Here is a 16048-nt window from a genome sequence, read left to right on the forward strand (position 1 = left end):
TAAAATATAACAAGCGCTATTTTTTTATTGACTCATACGGCGCTGGAGGTTCACTATTCACATTTACCCGTTGCTGTGAGTCTTTTCCAGAAAAACACTCTATGTATCATCCTTTCCAAGGAGCTCCTATCATGTTTTATGCTCCGCAGGTGGGGGGCGACCCTGCATTCCTGGCGATAGTTGCCGCGCTTGCCATGGGCTGCGCCGGTCTCCCCGGCCTGTTCATGCGCACACCCGGCCCCGGACAGATCCTGGCCACGGGTATCACGATCCTGGCCAGCCTGGCCGGCATTCCGGCAGCGCTGATGCTGCTGTTCAGCGACAGGGTCCCGGCCTATGTTCTTGAATGGGGACTCCCCTTCGGACCGTGCGAACTGGCCATCGATCCGCTCTCGGCCTTTTTCCTGCTGCCGGTCTTTCTGGTGGCCGGGGCGGGATCGCTCTTTGCCCTGGGGTACTGGCCTGCCACAAAGAATCGCGGCAGCGAGCCCATGCTGACGTTTTTTTACGGCCTTCTGGCCTCATCGATGGCGATACTGCTCATGGCGCGTAACAGCGCCTTTTTTTTGATGGTATGGGAGGTCATGGCGCTGTCGGCCTATTTCCTGCTGGTAACGGAGCATGGCCGGGAGGACGTGCGGCGGGCCGGAATCGTCTATCTGGTTGCCACCCATTGCGGCACCGCCGCCCTGTTCGTCTACTTCTCCCTGCTGGCCAGCAGCAGCGGCTCGTTCCTCCTCCCCCCTGCCGGCTCGCTCTCCGCGCTGCCGGCCGCCTCCCTGGCCATTGCCCTGGCGGCCTTCATCGGCTTCGGCGCCAAGGGGGGCATCATGCCGCTGCACATCTGGCTCCCATCGGCCCACGCCAACGCACCCAGCCACGTCTCCGCCATGATGTCCGGGGTCATGCTCAAGATGGGGCTCTACGGCATCTTCCGCACCCTGACCTTTTTCCGCGACCCGCCGCTCTCCTGGGGAGCCTTTCTGGCCCTGACCGGAATCGCCTCGGCCCTGCTGGGCATCTCCTTCGCCGTTGCCCAGTGTGACCTGAAGCGCCTACTGGCCTGCAGCAGCATCGAGAATATCGGCATCATCACCACTGGCCTGGGGGTGGCCATGATGGGCATCTCCAGCCACAACACGACCCTGGCCTACCTGGGCATGGCGGGCGCCATGCTGCACATCCTCAACCACAGCCTGTTCAAACCGCTGCTCTTCCTCGGTTCCGGTGCCATCATCCACGCCAGCGGAACGCGCGACATGAACCTGATGGGAGGGCTGGCCAAGGGGATGCCGAAGACGGCCTTCCTGGTTCTGGTCGGCTCCCTGGCCATCTGCGGCATTCCCCCCCTGAACGGTTTTGTCAGTGAATTCCTGCTCTACCTGGGCTTCTTCTCCCAGCTCCAGGCCGCAAGCCTGACCTTCCTGGTGCTGTTGGCGCCGCTCCTGGCGCTGGTGGGGGGGCTGGCGCTGATTGCCTTTACCAAGCTGTACTGCTGCATTTTCCTCGGTGTACCCCGCAATGTGGAGGCCGGCCATACCCATGAGGCGGGTCCTGCCATGCTGATTCCCCTGGCGCTCCTGGCGCTGCTCTGCCTGCTGGTCGGTCTCTTGCCCCAGTACGGGCTGCGCCTGGTTGAACCGGCCCTGGCGCTGTTCGTTCCGCCCGGGGCGAGCGCCACCCTCTCCCTGGGCTATGCCTTGACCCTAGAGCAGCTCTCGCAGCTTGGGCTGTTCCTGCTGCTGGTTTCGGCCCTGGTGTTCTTTTTTTGGCGCATGCTCTTGGCGCGGGCGCCCCAGGCCAGCGGACCCACCTGGGGATGCGGCTATCAGCGGGGAACGGCGCGGATCCAGTACACGGCCACATCGTTTTCCGAGTACGCCGTTTCCGTCTTCAACGGTTTCATCCGCCAGCGCATCCAGCGTCCCGCCCTGGCGGGGCTCTTTCCGCTGACGGCCGACTGCGTTGACCGGCCCACGGAGACAGTGCTGGACCGGATCATCGCTCCGCTGTTCACCCTGGCCGGGCTGCTGTTCGCTTTTCTGATGCGCCTGCAGCACGGCCGGATGCATGTGTACATGATCTATATCTTTGCCACGCTGCTGATCCTGATGCTCTGGGCACACTGAACCAATCACGGGGGGCTTATGACGAACAGCCTGATTCACATCCTGCTGGCGCTGATCATGCCGCCGCTCCTGCTGGGGGTGATCGCCAAGACCAAGGCGGCCTTTGCCGGCCGGCTCGGTGCGCCCTTCCTGCAGCCGTACTACGACATCCTCCGTCTGCTGCGCAAGGGAAGCGTATTCAGCACCACCACCACCTGGATCTTCCGCGCTGGTCCCATCGTGGGCCTGGCAACGACCCTGGTAGCCAGCCTGCTGGTCCCTTTCGGCGCCCATCCCGCGCCGATCTCCTTCCAGGGGGACATGATCCTCTACGCCTACCTGTTTGCCCTGGGGCGCTTCTTCACCATGGCCGCCGCCCTTGACACCGGCTCCAGCTTCGAGGGGATGGGCACGGCCCGCGAGGCCACCTACTCCTGCCTGGCCGAACCGACCCTCTTCTTCGCCCTGATCACCCTCTCCCGGCTCTCGGGGAGTTACTCCCTGACCGGTATGCTCTCCGGCCTGGATCAGCGGCTCTGGCTGAATGCCGGCGCCGCCATGCTGCTGTTGATCGGCGGCATGTTCATCGTTCTCTTGGCTGAAAACTGTCGCATCCCCTTCGACGACCCCACCACCCACCTGGAGCTGACCATGATCCACGAGGTGATGGTGCTGGACCACAGCGGCCCGGCCTTCGGACTGATCCTGTACGGGGCGGCGCTGAAGCTGTTCGTGCTGGGCGCCTTCTTCATGCACCTGGCGCTCCCCTTCACCAGCGCTAACCCCCTGGCCGACTGGGGGATCTTCGTCGTTTCCATGCTGCTCTTGGCGGTCGCCATCGGCGTGGTGGAATCGGTCATGGCCCGCCTCAGGCTGGTCCGGGTTCCGCAACTGCTGGTGGCCGCAACCATCCTGGCCGCGTTTTCCACCCTGCTCGTCATCAGGTGACTCCATGTTCTCATTACCCGACCAGCTGCTCGTCCTCGTCCTGTTGATCAACTTCATCACCATCGGCACCAGCCGCCTGGTCTTCTCCATCCGCGCCGTTGCCGTCCAGGGTGTCATCCTGGGGATCCTTCCCGGCCTGATTCACCCCTTTTCCTGGCACCTGGTGGCCATCATGGTGGGCATCCTGGTCATCAAGGGGGTGATCATCCCGCTGCTTCTGGGGCGCGCCATCCGTTCCGCCGAGATCAAGCGCGAGGTGGAACCGTTTATGGGCTATGTTCCGACCCTGCTTCTGGGAGCGCTCTTCACGGCGCTCTCCTTCGGCTTTGCCGGCAAGCTCCCCCTGCTCCCCGAACACCAGAATTACCTGTTCGTGCCGGCGTCCATAGCCACCCTGATGAGCGGCTTCCTGATCCTGACCACCCGACGCAAGGCCATCTCCCAGGTTCTGGGCTATCTGGTGCTGGAAAACGGCATCTTCATCTTCGGCCTGCTGCTGGCCGAAGCCATGCCGCTGATGGTGGAGGCGGGTGTGCTCTTGGACCTGCTGGTGGGCACCTTTGTCATGGGGATCGTCATCAACCACATCAGCCGCGAATTCTCCTCCCTGGACACCTCGCGCTTGACCTCCCTGAAAGAGGAGTAGATACATGCTCGCCGCTCTGATACTGCTACCGCTCGCCGGCGCCCTGCTGGCCTGGCTGCTCCCCGGCGACCGTTTTCGCCCGGCGCTTTTGCCCCTGTTCGCCTTCCCCCACCTGGGGCTGACCCTGTGGCTTCTGTACCGTACCCCACTCCCTTCTCCGGGCGGGTGGTTCAACCTGGACCCCCTGGGCAAGATCGTTCTGCTCTGCACCAGCGTGCTGTTCCTGTTCTGTTCCCTCTACGCCCTGGGCTACCTGGCCTACCGCAGGGAGCGCTCCAGCCGCATCCTCTGCATCGGCCTGCTGGTTTGCCTGTCCGCCGCCTCCCTGGTGACGACAACCCATCACCTGGGGCTGCTCTGGGTGGCGTTGGAGACCACCACCATCTCCATGGCGCCCCTGATCTACTTCAACCGCAACGCCCGCTCCATCGAAGCCACCTGGAAATATCTGCTGATCTGCTCCGTGGGGGTCGCCCTGGCCCTGATCGGCCTCTTCTTCCTGGCTTATTCCACCATCGTTTCCGGCATGGAGCCGTCGCTTCTGCTGGACGACCTGATGCGCGACGCGCCCCGGCTCTCCCCTAGCTGGGTACATGCCGCCTTCGTGTTCCTGCTGGTCGGTTTCGGCTCCAAGATGGGGCTGGCGCCGCTGCACACCTGGAAGCCGGACGCCTATGGCGAGGCCCCTGGGTTGGTGGGCGCCATGCTGGCCGGCGGCCTGGTCAACCTGGCCTTTCTGGCGCTCTTGCGCATCTACCAGCTCTGCCTGGCCACCCGGGAGATCGTCTTCTTCCAGAACGCCCTGGTGGCCATGGGGCTGATTTCCATGTTCCTGGCCGCGGTATTCATGGCCCGCCAGGCAGACTTCAAGCGGATGCTGGCCTATTCCAGCGTGGAGCATGTGGGCATCATGGCCGTGGCCCTGGGGCTGGGGGGCAAGGCCATCTTCGGCGCACTGTTTCATGTCTTTGCCAACGGCCTGACCAAGGGGGTGCTGTTCCTCTCCTCGGGGAACATCCACCGCTCCTACAACAGCAAGAGCACCAGCCAGGTGGCGGGCGCCCTGCGGCGGCTCCCCTGGTCCGGGGGGCTGTTCCTGGCCGGCTTCATCGCCATCACCGGTTCTCCTCCCTTTGCCCCCTTCATCAGCGAATTCACCATCGTCAGCAGCGCCTTCATGCAGGGGCGCATGCTGGTGGCGGCGCTCTTCCTGCTCTCCCTGACCATCATCTTCATCGGCATGGCCCTGACCGTGCTCCCCATGGTCATGGGTGAGGTGCCCGAGTCCAGTGAGTCAAGCCCCTACCGCGACACGGTCTGGACGGTGGGGCCGCCCCTGGTCATGCTGCTTGTTGTGTTTCTGCTGGGGGTCTGGATACCTGAGCCGCTGCTGGCTATCCTGCGCGCGGCTGCGTCGCTTCTGGAGGTGCGGGCATGAGTCACGGCATGAAGACCTTCCACAACGGCGCCTGCTTCGGGCGCGGCGAGATCCCCCTGCTGGACAACGACGGCTTCTTCCAGGGAATCCTGGACGCCACCGGGCACGGCTGGCGGATCTGCTCCTATTTCGGCGCTCCCTCTTCCTCAGGGGCGATCCTCTACTGCGTCATGGCCTCCAGGGGAAGCGGCTCCCTGGGTATCTTCTCCACCCGGGTAAAGGACAGCTTCCCCTCCCTGGCCGAGGCCTGTCCCCAGCTGCACCTCTTCGAACGCGAGATCGCCGAGCAGTGCCTGGTGCGGCCGGAGGGGCACCCCTGGTTCAAGCCGGTGCGCTTTCAGAAGCCGCTCCGCCCTGGGGAGCAGTTCTGGAAGAACAGTGACACCGGCCTGCTGCCGGCGGTGATGGACTTCTACCGCGTGGAGGGGGACGAGGTCCACGAGGTAGCGGTGGGGCCGGTGCATGCCGGCATCATCGAGCCGGGGCACTTCCGCTTCCAGTGCCATGGCGAAGAGGTCTTTCACCTGGAGATCGCCTTGGGGTTCCAGCACCGCGGCATCGAGCGGGCCCTGATCGGCGGGCCGTCGCCGCGAACCATGCACCAGATGGAGGCGGTTGCCGGCGACACCAGCATCGGCCATGGCCAGGCCTTTTGCATGAACATGGAGGCACTGGGCGCGGTTTTCGCGCCTCCCCGGGCCGAGGCGGTGCGCGGCGTGGCCCTGGAACTGGAGCGCCTGGCCAACCACACCGGCGATCTGGGGGCCATTGCCGGTGATGTGGGTTATCTGCCCACCTCCTCGTTCTGCGGACGCATCCGGGGCGATTTCCTCAACATGACCGCCCTGTTGTGCGGCAGCCGCTTCGGACGCGGCCTGCTCCGCCCCGGTGGGCTCGGCTATGACTGTGACGCCGAAATCGCACAGAGCGTGCTGGAGCGGTTACACATCGCGCGTCGGGAGGTGACCCAGGCCATCAATCTGCTCTGGGACACCCCCTCGGTCATGGCCCGCCTGGAAAACACCGGCCAGCTTAGCGCTGAGGTTGCCCGGGAGATCGGGCTGGTGGGGCCGGCCGCCCGCGCCTGCGACGTGAACCGCGACGTGCGCCGCGACCACCCCTTCGGCATCTTCCGCATGAGCCAGATTCCGGTCGTCACCGCCGCCAGCGGCGACGTGTACGGCCGCGCCCTGGTGCGCTGGCTGGAGATGCAGCGCTCCCTGGATTTTATCGAGGAACAGCTGCAGCATCTCCCCCGTGGCGGCTTTCGCAACCAGCCAACCAAGGTCGCGCCCGACCGCTGCGCCGTGGCGCTGACCGAGGGGTGGCGGGGAGAGATCTGCCACACCGCCCTGACCGACGGAGAGGGACGTTTCCAGCGCTACAAGATCACCGATCCCTCCTTCCACAACTGGACCGGTCTGGCCCTGGCGCTGCGCAACCAGCAGATATCGGATTTCCCGCTCTGCAACAAGAGCTTTAACCTGTCCTACTGCGGGTTTGACCTGTGACAGATGCAGTGACTGGAAACCGGTGACTCGTGACTCGTGACTGGTTGCGAGTCACGGCTTTTCCCTGAGTGAAACCTTCTGAATTGGAGTCAGTATGCTTCGAGCCATTCTCGCACGTTGCCGCCAGGGGCATCGCACGTTCGCCTATCCCGATGCCCCCTTGCCGTTGCCACCCCGTTTTCGCGGGCTGCCGCTGCTGGACGCGTCCCGCTGCGAATCCGGCTGCCGTGCCTGCGCCGAGAGCTGCCCCTACGGCGCCATTTCCGCTGACGGGGCGCTGAGTCTGGACATGGGGAAGTGCCTCTTCTGCGGCCAGTGCGCCGAGGAGTGCCGGCAGGGCGCAATCTCCTTCAGCAACGATGCCGCTCTGGCCAGCCGCAGTCGGGAGGGGCTCGTGGTCAGGGCCGCCGAGCAGTACCAGCCCGCCGAGGCCATGGGCAGAGAGCTTTTGCGCCTGTACGGCCGTTCGCTCAAGTTGCGCGAGGTGAGCGCCGGCGGCTGCAACGCCTGTGAGGCGGACACCAACGTGCTCTCCACCATCGGCTGGGACCTGGGGCGCTTCGGCATCCAGTTCGTGGCCAGCCCCCGCCATGCCGACGGCCTGTTCATAACCGGTCCGGTGAGCGAAAACATGCGTCTTGCCCTGCTGGATACCTATGCCGCCATACCCGACCCCAAGCTGGTCATCGTGACCGGCGCCTGCGCCATCAACGGCGGACCCTTCAAGGACCACGACGAGGTGTGCAATGGCGCCGATGGCCTGCTAGCGGTGGACCTGTACATCCCCGGCTGCCCCCCCAGCCCGCTGACAATCCTGGACGGGCTGCTGCGGCTGATACGCCGCATCCGCTGAACCCGCCGCGGGCCAGTTCCCCCTTTCTCTTGCGCGCACATTTCAGCTGCCAGGGAGAGGGGGTTTCTTTTGACTTTTTCATAAAGCGCTGATAGCATCGTTCGAATTTTCTGGTATACTCTTTTTCCTGCGAGGAGGATGTACATGTATCTTGACGTTAATGAAATCATGAAGGTTTTACCGCATCGCCCCCCTTTCCTGATGGTTGACCGGATCATCGAGCTGGAAGGCGGCGAGCGTTGCGTCGGCATCAAGAACACCACCATGGACGAGCACTTCTTCCAGGGACACTTTCCCGGCCATCCGGTCATGCCCGGGGTTCTGATCGTGGAGGCCATGGCCCAGGTGGCCTGCCTGATGGCCTACAAGGCCGACGGCACTGATTATCACAACAAGGTCTGCTACTTCATGGCCATCGACAACGCCAAATTCAGGAAGCCGGTTTTCCCCGGCGACCAGTTGCGCCTGGAAGTGACCACCCTGCAGCGTCGCCGCGGCGTGTGGGTGATCAGCGGCAAGACCTATGTCGAGGATACTCTGGTTTGCGAGGCGGATTTCAAGGCAACGCTTGTGGATGCAAACCAATAATTTGAATACAGAGACGGAGGGAAACGGATGAACTTGGCAAAACAGGACGAATATCTGAATGAATGGCTGGACCACGAGGCGTGCGCCGAAGAGATGCTTCCCCTGATCGGCCGCCTCTACCGGGAGAAGAGCATTGTCACCACCATCTACGGTCGTTCACTGGTGCACAGCACCGCCATCGAGATCCTGACAGCCCATCGTTTTGCCCGGCGGATCCTGGACAGGGAACTGTCGGTCCGTCAGACCTTCCCGGTTTTGCAGGCGATCTCCAAACTGGATCTCGCTCCGGCGCGCATCGATCTGGGCAAACTGGCTGTCCGCTACGCGGGGCAGGAGGGGAGCCTCTCCCTGGACCAGTATGTGGCACAGGAGCTGGCCACGGTCAACACCGGCTGCGGCCCCCTGCTGGACGAGCCCCAGGATATCGTCCTCTACGGCTTCGGCCGCATCGGCCGCCTGCTGGCCCGCATCCTGGTGGAGAAGAAGGGGGGGGGCGAGAAGTTCCGCCTCAAGGCCTTCGTGGTGCGCAAGGGAGCCGCCGACGACCTGCTCAAGCGTGCCAGCCTGCTGCAGCGCGACTCCGTGCACGGCCACTTCGGCGGCATCATCACCGTTGACGAAGAGGAGAACGCCATCATCGCCAACGGCAACATGATCCGCCTGATCTATTCCGATTCCCCCGAGAGTGTGGACTATACCCAGTATGGCATCAACAACGCCATCCTGATCGACAACACCGGCAAGTGGCGCGACCGCGAGGGGCTGGGCAGGCACCTGAAGGCGCCCGGCATCAGCAAGGTGATCCTGACCGCTCCGGGCAAGGGGGACATCCCCAACGTGGTGCCGGGCATCAATAACGAGCTGATCACCCCGGAGGAGAACATCTTCTCGGCCGCCAGCTGCACCACCAACGCCATCGTGCCGGTGCTGAAAACCCTCAACGACCGTTTCGGCATCGTCCACTGCCACATGGAGACCTGCCACTCCTACACCAACGACCAGAACCTGATCGACAACTACCATAAGGCATCCCGCCGCGGCAGAAGCGCTGCCCTGAACATGGTCATCACCGAGACCGGTGCGGCCAAGGCGGTGGCCAAGGTGGTTCCGTCGCTTGCTGGCAAGCTGACCGGCAACGCCATTCGCGTGCCCACCCCCAACGTCTCCCTGGCGATCCTCAACATGGAGCTGACCCAGGAGGTGACGGTGGAGGAGGTCAACAACTACCTGCGGGACATCTCCCTGGAGTCTCCCCTGCAGAACCAGATCGGCTACACCAACTGCCCCGAGGTCGTCTCCAGCGACTTCGTCGGCTCCCGGCAGGCCGGAGTGGTGGATTCCCTGGCCACCATCGCCGAGGGGAAGCGCTGCGTTCTCTACGTCTGGTACGACAACGAGTACGGCTACAGCTGCCAGGTAGTGCGCATGGTACAGAAGATGGCCGGGGTGGAGCTCCCCTCGCTGCCGCTGTAGGCTGAGGCGCGGTTTCGGATAGTGCCGTGGGGCCACGACCAGAGTCGTGGCCCTTTTTGTTTCAGTGGACGCTGGGCAGTTTCGCCGCATCCGGTGATGCTTCTGATGAAAAATGCGCCACATCCCTGGGGTTAGGCAGCCCTGTGAACGATAACTAGCTGCAATAAGGTGATTGTTTGTGGCTGGTTGTTTTGGCATGGGGTGAGCATGGAGGGTTATGAACCCTGTGACCGTAACCATCACCGAGGAGCGCTCAATGCCCGATTCCCTGCTGGACCTGACCATCCATGACCTTGTGTCCCGCCATCCGGAGACAGTGCCGGTTTTAAGCTCCAACGGTCTCCACCTGTTTGTTGATCAGCAGGTGCGGGAAGTCTTTGGCCGGGCATTGACCCTGCGTACCGCCCTGCGGGCGGCTGGCATCAATGTGGAATCGTTTTGCAGGCTGCTGAATGACGCCATCGCCGTCGAATCCCTGAACTCGGCCCATTCCCCTTCCCGTCCCCTGAATCTGTTCGCCCTGCTCCCCTGTCCTCTCAAGGTGCCGCTGGAGGAGGCCGTGAACGACTTCCTGGAGGAGCTTGGCCCCCAGGAGCGCGCCGGACTCACCTGCCGCATCGAGGGGAACGCCAACAACCAGATCGAGTACGCCGACTACGCGGATCATTTCCAGAGCGTGGATGAGATTCCGGACATTGTCATCACCCCCGGCTTCAACAGCTTCTACCATCCCGGCTTTGTGCGGCGTTTCATCCAGAGCGGATGCTTCGCTGCTGTCAACCTCTCCTCCGGCGACCGGCATCTCTCCCCCCTGGGGGTGGTGGACCCGGACAGCCACTATTCCCTGCTGGCCATGAACCTGCTGCTGCCGGTGGTGGACCATACCCGCCTGGGGAATCGCCCCCTCCCGCGGCGCTGGGAGGATCTGCTGGATCCGGTGTACGAGAAGAGCATCGCCATCCGGGGCAACCGGGTGGGGACCTTCTGCGAAACCCTGTTGCTCTCCCTGTTCAAGGATTTCGGCCAGGAGGGGCTTAAGAGTCTGGGGCGCAATGTTGCCTGGGGATGGCACCCCTCCCAGATGGTCAAGGCCGCCGGCAGCGGTCAGCAGGAGACCCCAGCCATCAGCGTCATGCCGCTCTTCTTCGCCAACACCATCAAGAACCGCGACAGGGTCAGCGTGATCTGGCCCGAGGATGGCGCCCTGGTCAGTCCGGTCACCATGCTGGTCAAAAGCGAAAAGCGGGAGCAGTTGCGCCCCCTGATCGACTTCCTTATCGGCCCGCGGGTGGCCGCCATCTGCGCCGGAGCCTCCTTCCCCGCCCTGCACCCGGCGGTTGACAACCGGCTGCCAAAAGACGCCCGCTTCAAGTGGATCGGCTGGGAGTACGTCAAGAACAACGACCTCAAGAGTCTGATCGCCGAGACCAATGCCATCTTCCTGGCCTCCTTCCGCGGGGAAGAGCGGTGAGGCTGGTCACCGTTGCCGGCCCGCCGTCGTCGGGCAAGACCGCTGTCACCATCAAGGCCCTGAGCTCGCTCATGCGGGAGGGGGCGAGGGTGGGGGTGGTCAAGTTCGACAGCCTCTCCACCCAGGATCAGTCCCTGTACGAGAAACAGGGGATCCCGGTCACCACCGGCATATCCGGCAACCTCTGCCCCGACCACTTCTTTGTCAGCAATGCCGAAGACTGCCTGACCTGGGGTGTGGAGAGCGGTTTCGACCTGCTGGTGATCGAGAGCGCCGGCCTGTGCAACCGCTGCGCCCCTCACATCCAGGGGGTGCTGGCGGTCTGCGTGATAGACAACCTGAGCGGCGTGGATACCCCCAGGAAGATCGGCCCCATGCTGAAGATGGCCGACCTGGTGGTGATCACCAAGGGGGACATCGTTTCCCAGGCCGAACGGGAGGTCTTCGCCTATCGGGTGCGCCAGGTGAATGGCCCGGCAACCATCCTGCAGGTCAACGGCCTGACCGGCCAGGGGGGGCACGAGCTGGGCAGGCTTTTGATGAGCGCTCCTGAGACGGATCAGTTGGAGGGGCGTTTGCTGCGCTTCAGCATGCCGGCTGCGCTCTGCTCCTACTGCCTGGGGCAGCGCAAGATCGGCAGCGACTACCAGATGGGTAACGTCAGGAAGATGTGCTTCCAGGGGGAACTGCCATGAACGGCGACCGCATCACCACCCTGTTGCGGATGGACGGTGACGAACTGCTGCGCAGCGAGCCGAACCTGCGGGACTTTTTCGCCAGCCTGGGGCTCTGCCTCCCGCGTGAAGGGGAGAGCGCGACCGACTACTTTGCCTCCCTCGAATCCGGGCTGCTGGAGGATCTGGGCATCGAGCGCAGCGAGCTCGGCGAGCGCTTCGCCGCCTTTGTCCGGCTCATGGATGGTCTGAAGAGCGCCCGCCTCAATCAGGGGGTGGAGTCGGTCACCATCCGGGGGGGGCACGACAAGGACGGCAACCAGGAGGCGCTGGAACTGACCGTCAGGCCGGGAGAGGTGATCAGCATCGTCGGTCCCACCGGCTCGGGAAAAAGCCGACTTTTGGCCGACATCGAGTGGATGGCCCAGGGGGACAGTCCCACCGGCCGGATCATCCTGATTAACGGTCAGGCGCCGGAGGCCGGCAAGCGTTTCTCCATCGATCACAAGCTGGTGGCCCAGCTCTCCCAGAACATGAACTTCGTCATGGACATGACCGTGGAGGAGTTCGTCGCCATGCACGCCGAGAGCCGCATGGTGGAAGATGTGGCAGGGGTTACCGCCACCATCATCGGACTGGCCAACGACCTGGCGGGCGAGAAGTTCTCCCCCGCCACGCCGGTAACCTCCCTCTCCGGTGGCCAGTCCCGGGCCCTGATGATCGCCGACACCTCCTGTCTGAGCAGCTCCCCCATCGTGCTGATCGACGAGATCGAGAATGCCGGCATCGACCGCAAGCGGGCGGTGCGCACCCTGGTGGACAAGCGCAAGATCGTGCTCATGGCCACCCACGACCCGGTCCTGGCCCTGATGGGGGACCGTCGTCTGGTGATCAAAAACGGCGGCATCTCCCGCATACTGGAGACCAGTGCTGTTGAGCGGGCCAACCTCTCCCGCTTCGAGGAGATGGACAACTGCCTCCAGGCGGTGCGCAACGCCCTGCGCAGGGGAGAGCGGATCGAGGGGGTATGAGGTAAGTGAGGAGGTAGGAGAGCCATGGCCATCATCTCCGCCAGCAGACGCAGCGACATACCGGCCTTCTTTGCCCACTGGTTTATGGAACGGGTGCGCCAGGGCTTCTTCCACCGGGTCAATCCCTTTAACGCCCATCAGGTCAAGGCGATAAGTCTCAGGCCGGAGGACGTGGACGCCATCGTGTTCTGGACCAAAAATCCCAAGCCGCTCTTCCCCTTTTTAGCTGAACTGGATGACCGGGGACTCAACTACTATGTCCAGTTCACCCTCAATCCCTATGAACGGTCCTTCGAGCCCAACCTTCCCTCTCTGTCCGAGCGGATCCATACCTTCCGCACCCTGAGCGAGATGATCGGTCCCCGGCGGCTGGTCTGGCGCTACGACCCGCTGATCCTCAGCAGCCGCACACCCCTGGAGTACCACAGGGAAATGTTCGACCGTATGGCCACGGAGTTGCGTGGCGCAAGCCTACGGGTCATGTTCAGCTTCCTGGACTTCTACGGCAAGGCCAGGGGCCGCCTCAGGGGCATCCAACGGGAGCAGGGGGTCGTAATCCAAGACGTCAGGGGGGAGGGGTTCGCGGCGGAGCGCTGGAGGTTGCTGGCGGATATGCGCGCAAGCGCGGAAGACAACGGCATGGAGCTCTGCTCCTGCGCGGAGGCGGAGGAGCTGGAGCGGATCGGTATCCGGCATGGCCACTGCATCGACGGAGGTCTGGTGCGGGAACTGTTCGGCAACCGGGGAAACTTTTCCAAGGACAAGTATCAGCGCAAGGAGTGCGGCTGCGTGGAGTCGGTGGACATGGGGGCCTACAACAGCTGCCCCTTTCAGTGCGTCTACTGCTATGCCAATGCCAGCCCGAAGGCGGTCGCCGCCAACCTGAAGAAGCACAATCCAACAGGATCGGCCCTGATCGGAGACTATCCGTTGGAGCGGTCAGCCGTCAGGCCCGTGAAGGAGACGGAGAGCGGCCAGCATCCCCTGTTCTGAGGGAAAGAGGGACGCAAAAAAGCCCGGAAGACGGATCTTCCGAGCTCTGCATGCCGTGTTAAAGCGGAGTGCTAGTTGGGGTAAACGGAAACCTTCTTTCGGTCGCGACCCATGCGCTCGAAGGTTACGATGCCCTCGATCAGCGCGAACAGGGTGTAGTCCTTGCCGCAACCCACGTTGTTGCCGGGGTGGATCTGGGTTCCACGCTGACGATAGATGATGTTGCCTGCCTTGACGGTTTCGCCGCCGAATTTCTTGCAGCCGAGACGCTGGCCTTTCGAGTCCCTGCCGTTACGTGAACTTCCGCCCGCTTTTTTATGTGCCATTTTCCTGACTCCTGGGAAAAGATGTAATTATGCGCTGATTTTCTCGATCTTGAGCACGGTCTTGTGCTGACGGTGGCCGCGCAGTTTGCGAGTGCCCTTGCGACGCTTGGACTTGAACACGAGAATCTTCTTGTCCTTGCCCTGGACTGCAATCTTGGCGGTTACCGTGGCGCCTGCCACATGGGGCGCACCCACCACGATCTTCTCGCCGCCGATCATCAGTACTTCGCCGAATTCGACGCTGTCGCCAACCTCGCCGACAAGCTTCTCAACCTTGAGGAATTCGCCCTCGGCTACCTTATATTGTTTGCCACCGGTCTTGATAACTGCATACATATCATTTCTCCATGCGCATCATTTTTAAAAGAGTTTTGAACTATAGTGACCAAAGGGTCACAAGTCAAGTAAAAAGTTGGCTTGGCCACGGCTCGTGCCAGTTGCTTCGCCTGTTCAGCTGATGATGATTTCGAACTGTTCCTGGTGGAAGCCCGGTTTGGCGCGCACGGTAATGCGCTTCCTGAACTTCTTCTCCAGTTCCTCCAGCCCCCGCCGCTCCTCGTCGTAGAGCAGGTCAGCCACCTGGGGGTGCACCGACACCATGGCCTTGGTGCCGCGGGAGTCCAGCATCTCGCGCCGCAGTTCCCGGAAGATCTCGTGGCAGACGGTTGTCTTGGACTTGATGTAGCCGCGCCCCTCGCAGTAGGTGCACGGTTCGCACATCATGCGGCCGATGCTCTCCCGCACCCTTTTTCTGGTCATCTCCACCAGCCCCAGCTCGGAGATCTTGAGGATGTTTGTTTTGGACTTGTCGCTCTTCAGGGTGTCTTCCAGGGCGGTGAATACCTTGTCCCGGTTGACCTCCTTTTCCATGTCGATGAAGTCGATGATGATGATGCCGCCGATGTTGCGCAGCCTGAGCTGGTAGGCTATCTCCTTGACCGCCTCCAGGTTTGTCTTGAGGATCGTGTCCTCCAGGTTGTGCTTGCCCACGAAACGGCCGGTGTTGACGTCGATGGCGGTCAGGGCCTCGGTCTGCTCGATGATGATGTAGCCGCCCGACTTGAGCCATACCTTGCGTCCCAGGGCGCGGCTGATTTCCACCTCCAGGCCGAAGTGGTCGAAGATCGGCTCCTCGTCGTCGTAGAGCTCGATGGAGTACTTCATCTTGGGCATGAAGGTGGTGATGAACTGGACGATGCGGTCATAGTCCGGCTTGGAGTCGACGATGATCGTGTCCACCTGCTCGGTAACGATGTCGCGCACCACCTTCTGGATCACGTCCAGGTCGGAGTGGATCAGGGAGGGGGCCGGCGCGTTCTCCTTGCGCTTGGTGATCTCGCCCCACAGGGTGGAGAGGTACTGCATGTCCGACAGCAGATCCTCCTCACTCTTTCCCTCGGAGACGGTCCTGACGATGTAGCCGGAGCCGGGCTGCTTGAGCCGCTCAACCGCCTCGCGCAGGCGTTCGCGCTCGTTCTCTTCCTCGATGCGGCGCGAGATGCCCACGTGGTCCACGGTGGGCATGTAGACCAGGTGGCGCCCCGGCAGGGAGATGTGGGAGGTGATGCGGGCCCCCTTGGTGCCGATGGGCTCCTTGGAGATCTGTACCAAGAGCTCCTGTCCCTCCTGGAGCAGCTCCTCGATGGGGTGCAGCGGTTTGAAATCGGGCTGGCTGGCCGGCAGCTGGTCGCCGTTCGGCTCGTGCTCCTTCTTGCCGTTGTACAGCAGCGATTCGTACTCCTCGATGGCGTCGAATACGTCGGCCACGTACAAAAAGGCCGCCTTTTCAAGCCCGATGTCCACGAAGGCGGCCTGCATGCCGGGCAGGACGCGGATGACCCTGCCCTTGTAGATATTGCCGATGATTCCCTTTTCCCGGGTGCGCTCGATGTGCAGTTCGGCGATGGTGCCGTTCTCAATCAGCGCGATACGGGTTTCATGGGACGTGGCGTTGATAACCAGCTCTGTTGCCATGGAAAAACCCCTCT

15 protein-coding genes are annotated in these 16048 nt (G+C 62.8%); 12 read left to right on the forward strand and 3 right to left on the reverse strand.

The window, feature by feature from the left end; all coding sequences use genetic code 11:
• Positions 1–131 precede the first annotated feature (131 nt).
• The 12 genes from PPRO_RS01630 (at position 132) to PPRO_RS01685 (ending at position 13734) form a co-directional block, all read left to right on the forward strand.
• Positions 132–2129: a proton-conducting transporter transmembrane domain-containing protein gene (locus PPRO_RS01630; RefSeq protein WP_011734284.1), complete on the forward strand. Its 1998-nt coding sequence runs from the start codon at positions 132–134 to the stop codon at positions 2127–2129.
• An 18-nt stretch (positions 2130–2147) separates the two neighbouring features.
• A complete protein-coding gene (locus PPRO_RS01635) occupies positions 2148–3056 on the forward strand; it encodes a respiratory chain complex I subunit 1 family protein (RefSeq protein WP_011734285.1) in 909 nt (302 codons plus the stop codon).
• Positions 3057–3060: 4 nt separating this feature from the next.
• Positions 3061–3702: a hydrogenase gene (locus PPRO_RS01640; protein WP_011734286.1), complete on the forward strand. Its 642-nt coding sequence runs from the start codon at positions 3061–3063 to the stop codon at positions 3700–3702.
• A 4-nt stretch (positions 3703–3706) separates the two neighbouring features.
• Positions 3707–5140, forward strand: coding sequence for a proton-conducting transporter transmembrane domain-containing protein (locus tag PPRO_RS01645; protein WP_011734287.1), 1434 nt, complete (start codon positions 3707–3709; stop codon positions 5138–5140).
• Positions 5137–6651, forward strand: a complete 1515-nt coding sequence (locus tag PPRO_RS01650; protein WP_011734288.1) for a hydrogenase large subunit — start codon at positions 5137–5139, stop codon at positions 6649–6651. The genes PPRO_RS01645 and PPRO_RS01650 overlap by 4 nt, the downstream gene beginning before the upstream one ends.
• Before the next feature lie 94 nt (positions 6652–6745).
• The gene (locus PPRO_RS01655; protein ID WP_011734289.1) at positions 6746–7504 is read left to right on the forward strand and encodes an NADH-quinone oxidoreductase subunit B family protein; all 759 of its coding nucleotides are present in this window, start codon (positions 6746–6748) and stop codon (positions 7502–7504) included.
• 138 nt (positions 7505–7642) lie between these two features.
• Positions 7643–8092 carry a 3-hydroxyacyl-ACP dehydratase FabZ gene (gene fabZ, locus PPRO_RS01660; RefSeq protein ID WP_041532085.1) on the forward strand — a complete coding sequence of 150 codons (450 nt, stop codon included), beginning with the start codon at positions 7643–7645 and terminating at the stop codon, positions 8090–8092.
• 27 nt (positions 8093–8119) lie between these two features.
• Positions 8120–9565, forward strand: coding sequence for a glyceraldehyde-3-phosphate dehydrogenase (locus tag PPRO_RS01665; RefSeq protein ID WP_011734291.1), 1446 nt, complete (start codon positions 8120–8122; stop codon positions 9563–9565).
• A 217-nt stretch (positions 9566–9782) separates the two neighbouring features.
• A complete protein-coding gene (locus PPRO_RS01670) occupies positions 9783–11036 on the forward strand; it encodes an ABC transporter substrate-binding protein (protein ID WP_011734292.1) in 1254 nt (417 codons plus the stop codon).
• Positions 11033–11731, forward strand: coding sequence for a GTP-binding protein (locus PPRO_RS01675; protein ID WP_011734293.1), 699 nt, complete (start codon positions 11033–11035; stop codon positions 11729–11731). Before PPRO_RS01670 ends, PPRO_RS01675 begins: the two co-directional genes overlap by 4 nt.
• On the forward strand, positions 11728–12741 hold the full coding sequence (locus PPRO_RS01680) for an ATP-binding cassette domain-containing protein (RefSeq protein ID WP_011734294.1): 1014 nt from the start codon (positions 11728–11730) through the stop codon (positions 12739–12741). The genes PPRO_RS01675 and PPRO_RS01680 overlap by 4 nt, the downstream gene beginning before the upstream one ends.
• A 24-nt stretch (positions 12742–12765) precedes the next feature.
• Complete coding sequence (locus tag PPRO_RS01685) at positions 12766–13734, forward strand: DUF1848 domain-containing protein (RefSeq protein ID WP_011734295.1); 969 nt, start codon at positions 12766–12768, stop codon at positions 13732–13734.
• Positions 13735–13805: 71 nt separating this feature from the next.
• On the opposite strand, the gene rpmA is transcribed toward PPRO_RS01685, so the two are convergent.
• The 3 genes from rpmA to PPRO_RS01700 form a co-directional block, all read right to left on the reverse strand.
• A complete protein-coding gene (gene rpmA, locus PPRO_RS01690) occupies positions 13806–14060 on the reverse strand; it encodes a 50S ribosomal protein L27 (RefSeq protein WP_011734296.1) in 255 nt (84 codons plus the stop codon).
• Between the two features lie 27 nt (positions 14061–14087).
• On the reverse strand, positions 14088–14396 hold the full coding sequence (gene rplU / locus PPRO_RS01695; protein WP_011734297.1) for a 50S ribosomal protein L21: 309 nt from the start codon (positions 14394–14396) through the stop codon (positions 14088–14090).
• Between the two features lie 114 nt (positions 14397–14510).
• Entirely contained in the window at positions 14511–16034 is a 1524-nt protein-coding gene (locus PPRO_RS01700) for an Rne/Rng family ribonuclease (protein ID WP_011734298.1), read from the reverse strand.
• Positions 16035–16048: the final 14 nt, after the last annotated feature.

Source organism: Pelobacter propionicus DSM 2379 (assembly GCF_000015045.1).
Classification (GTDB): Bacteria; Desulfobacterota; Desulfuromonadia; order Geobacterales; family Pseudopelobacteraceae; genus Pseudopelobacter; species Pseudopelobacter propionicus.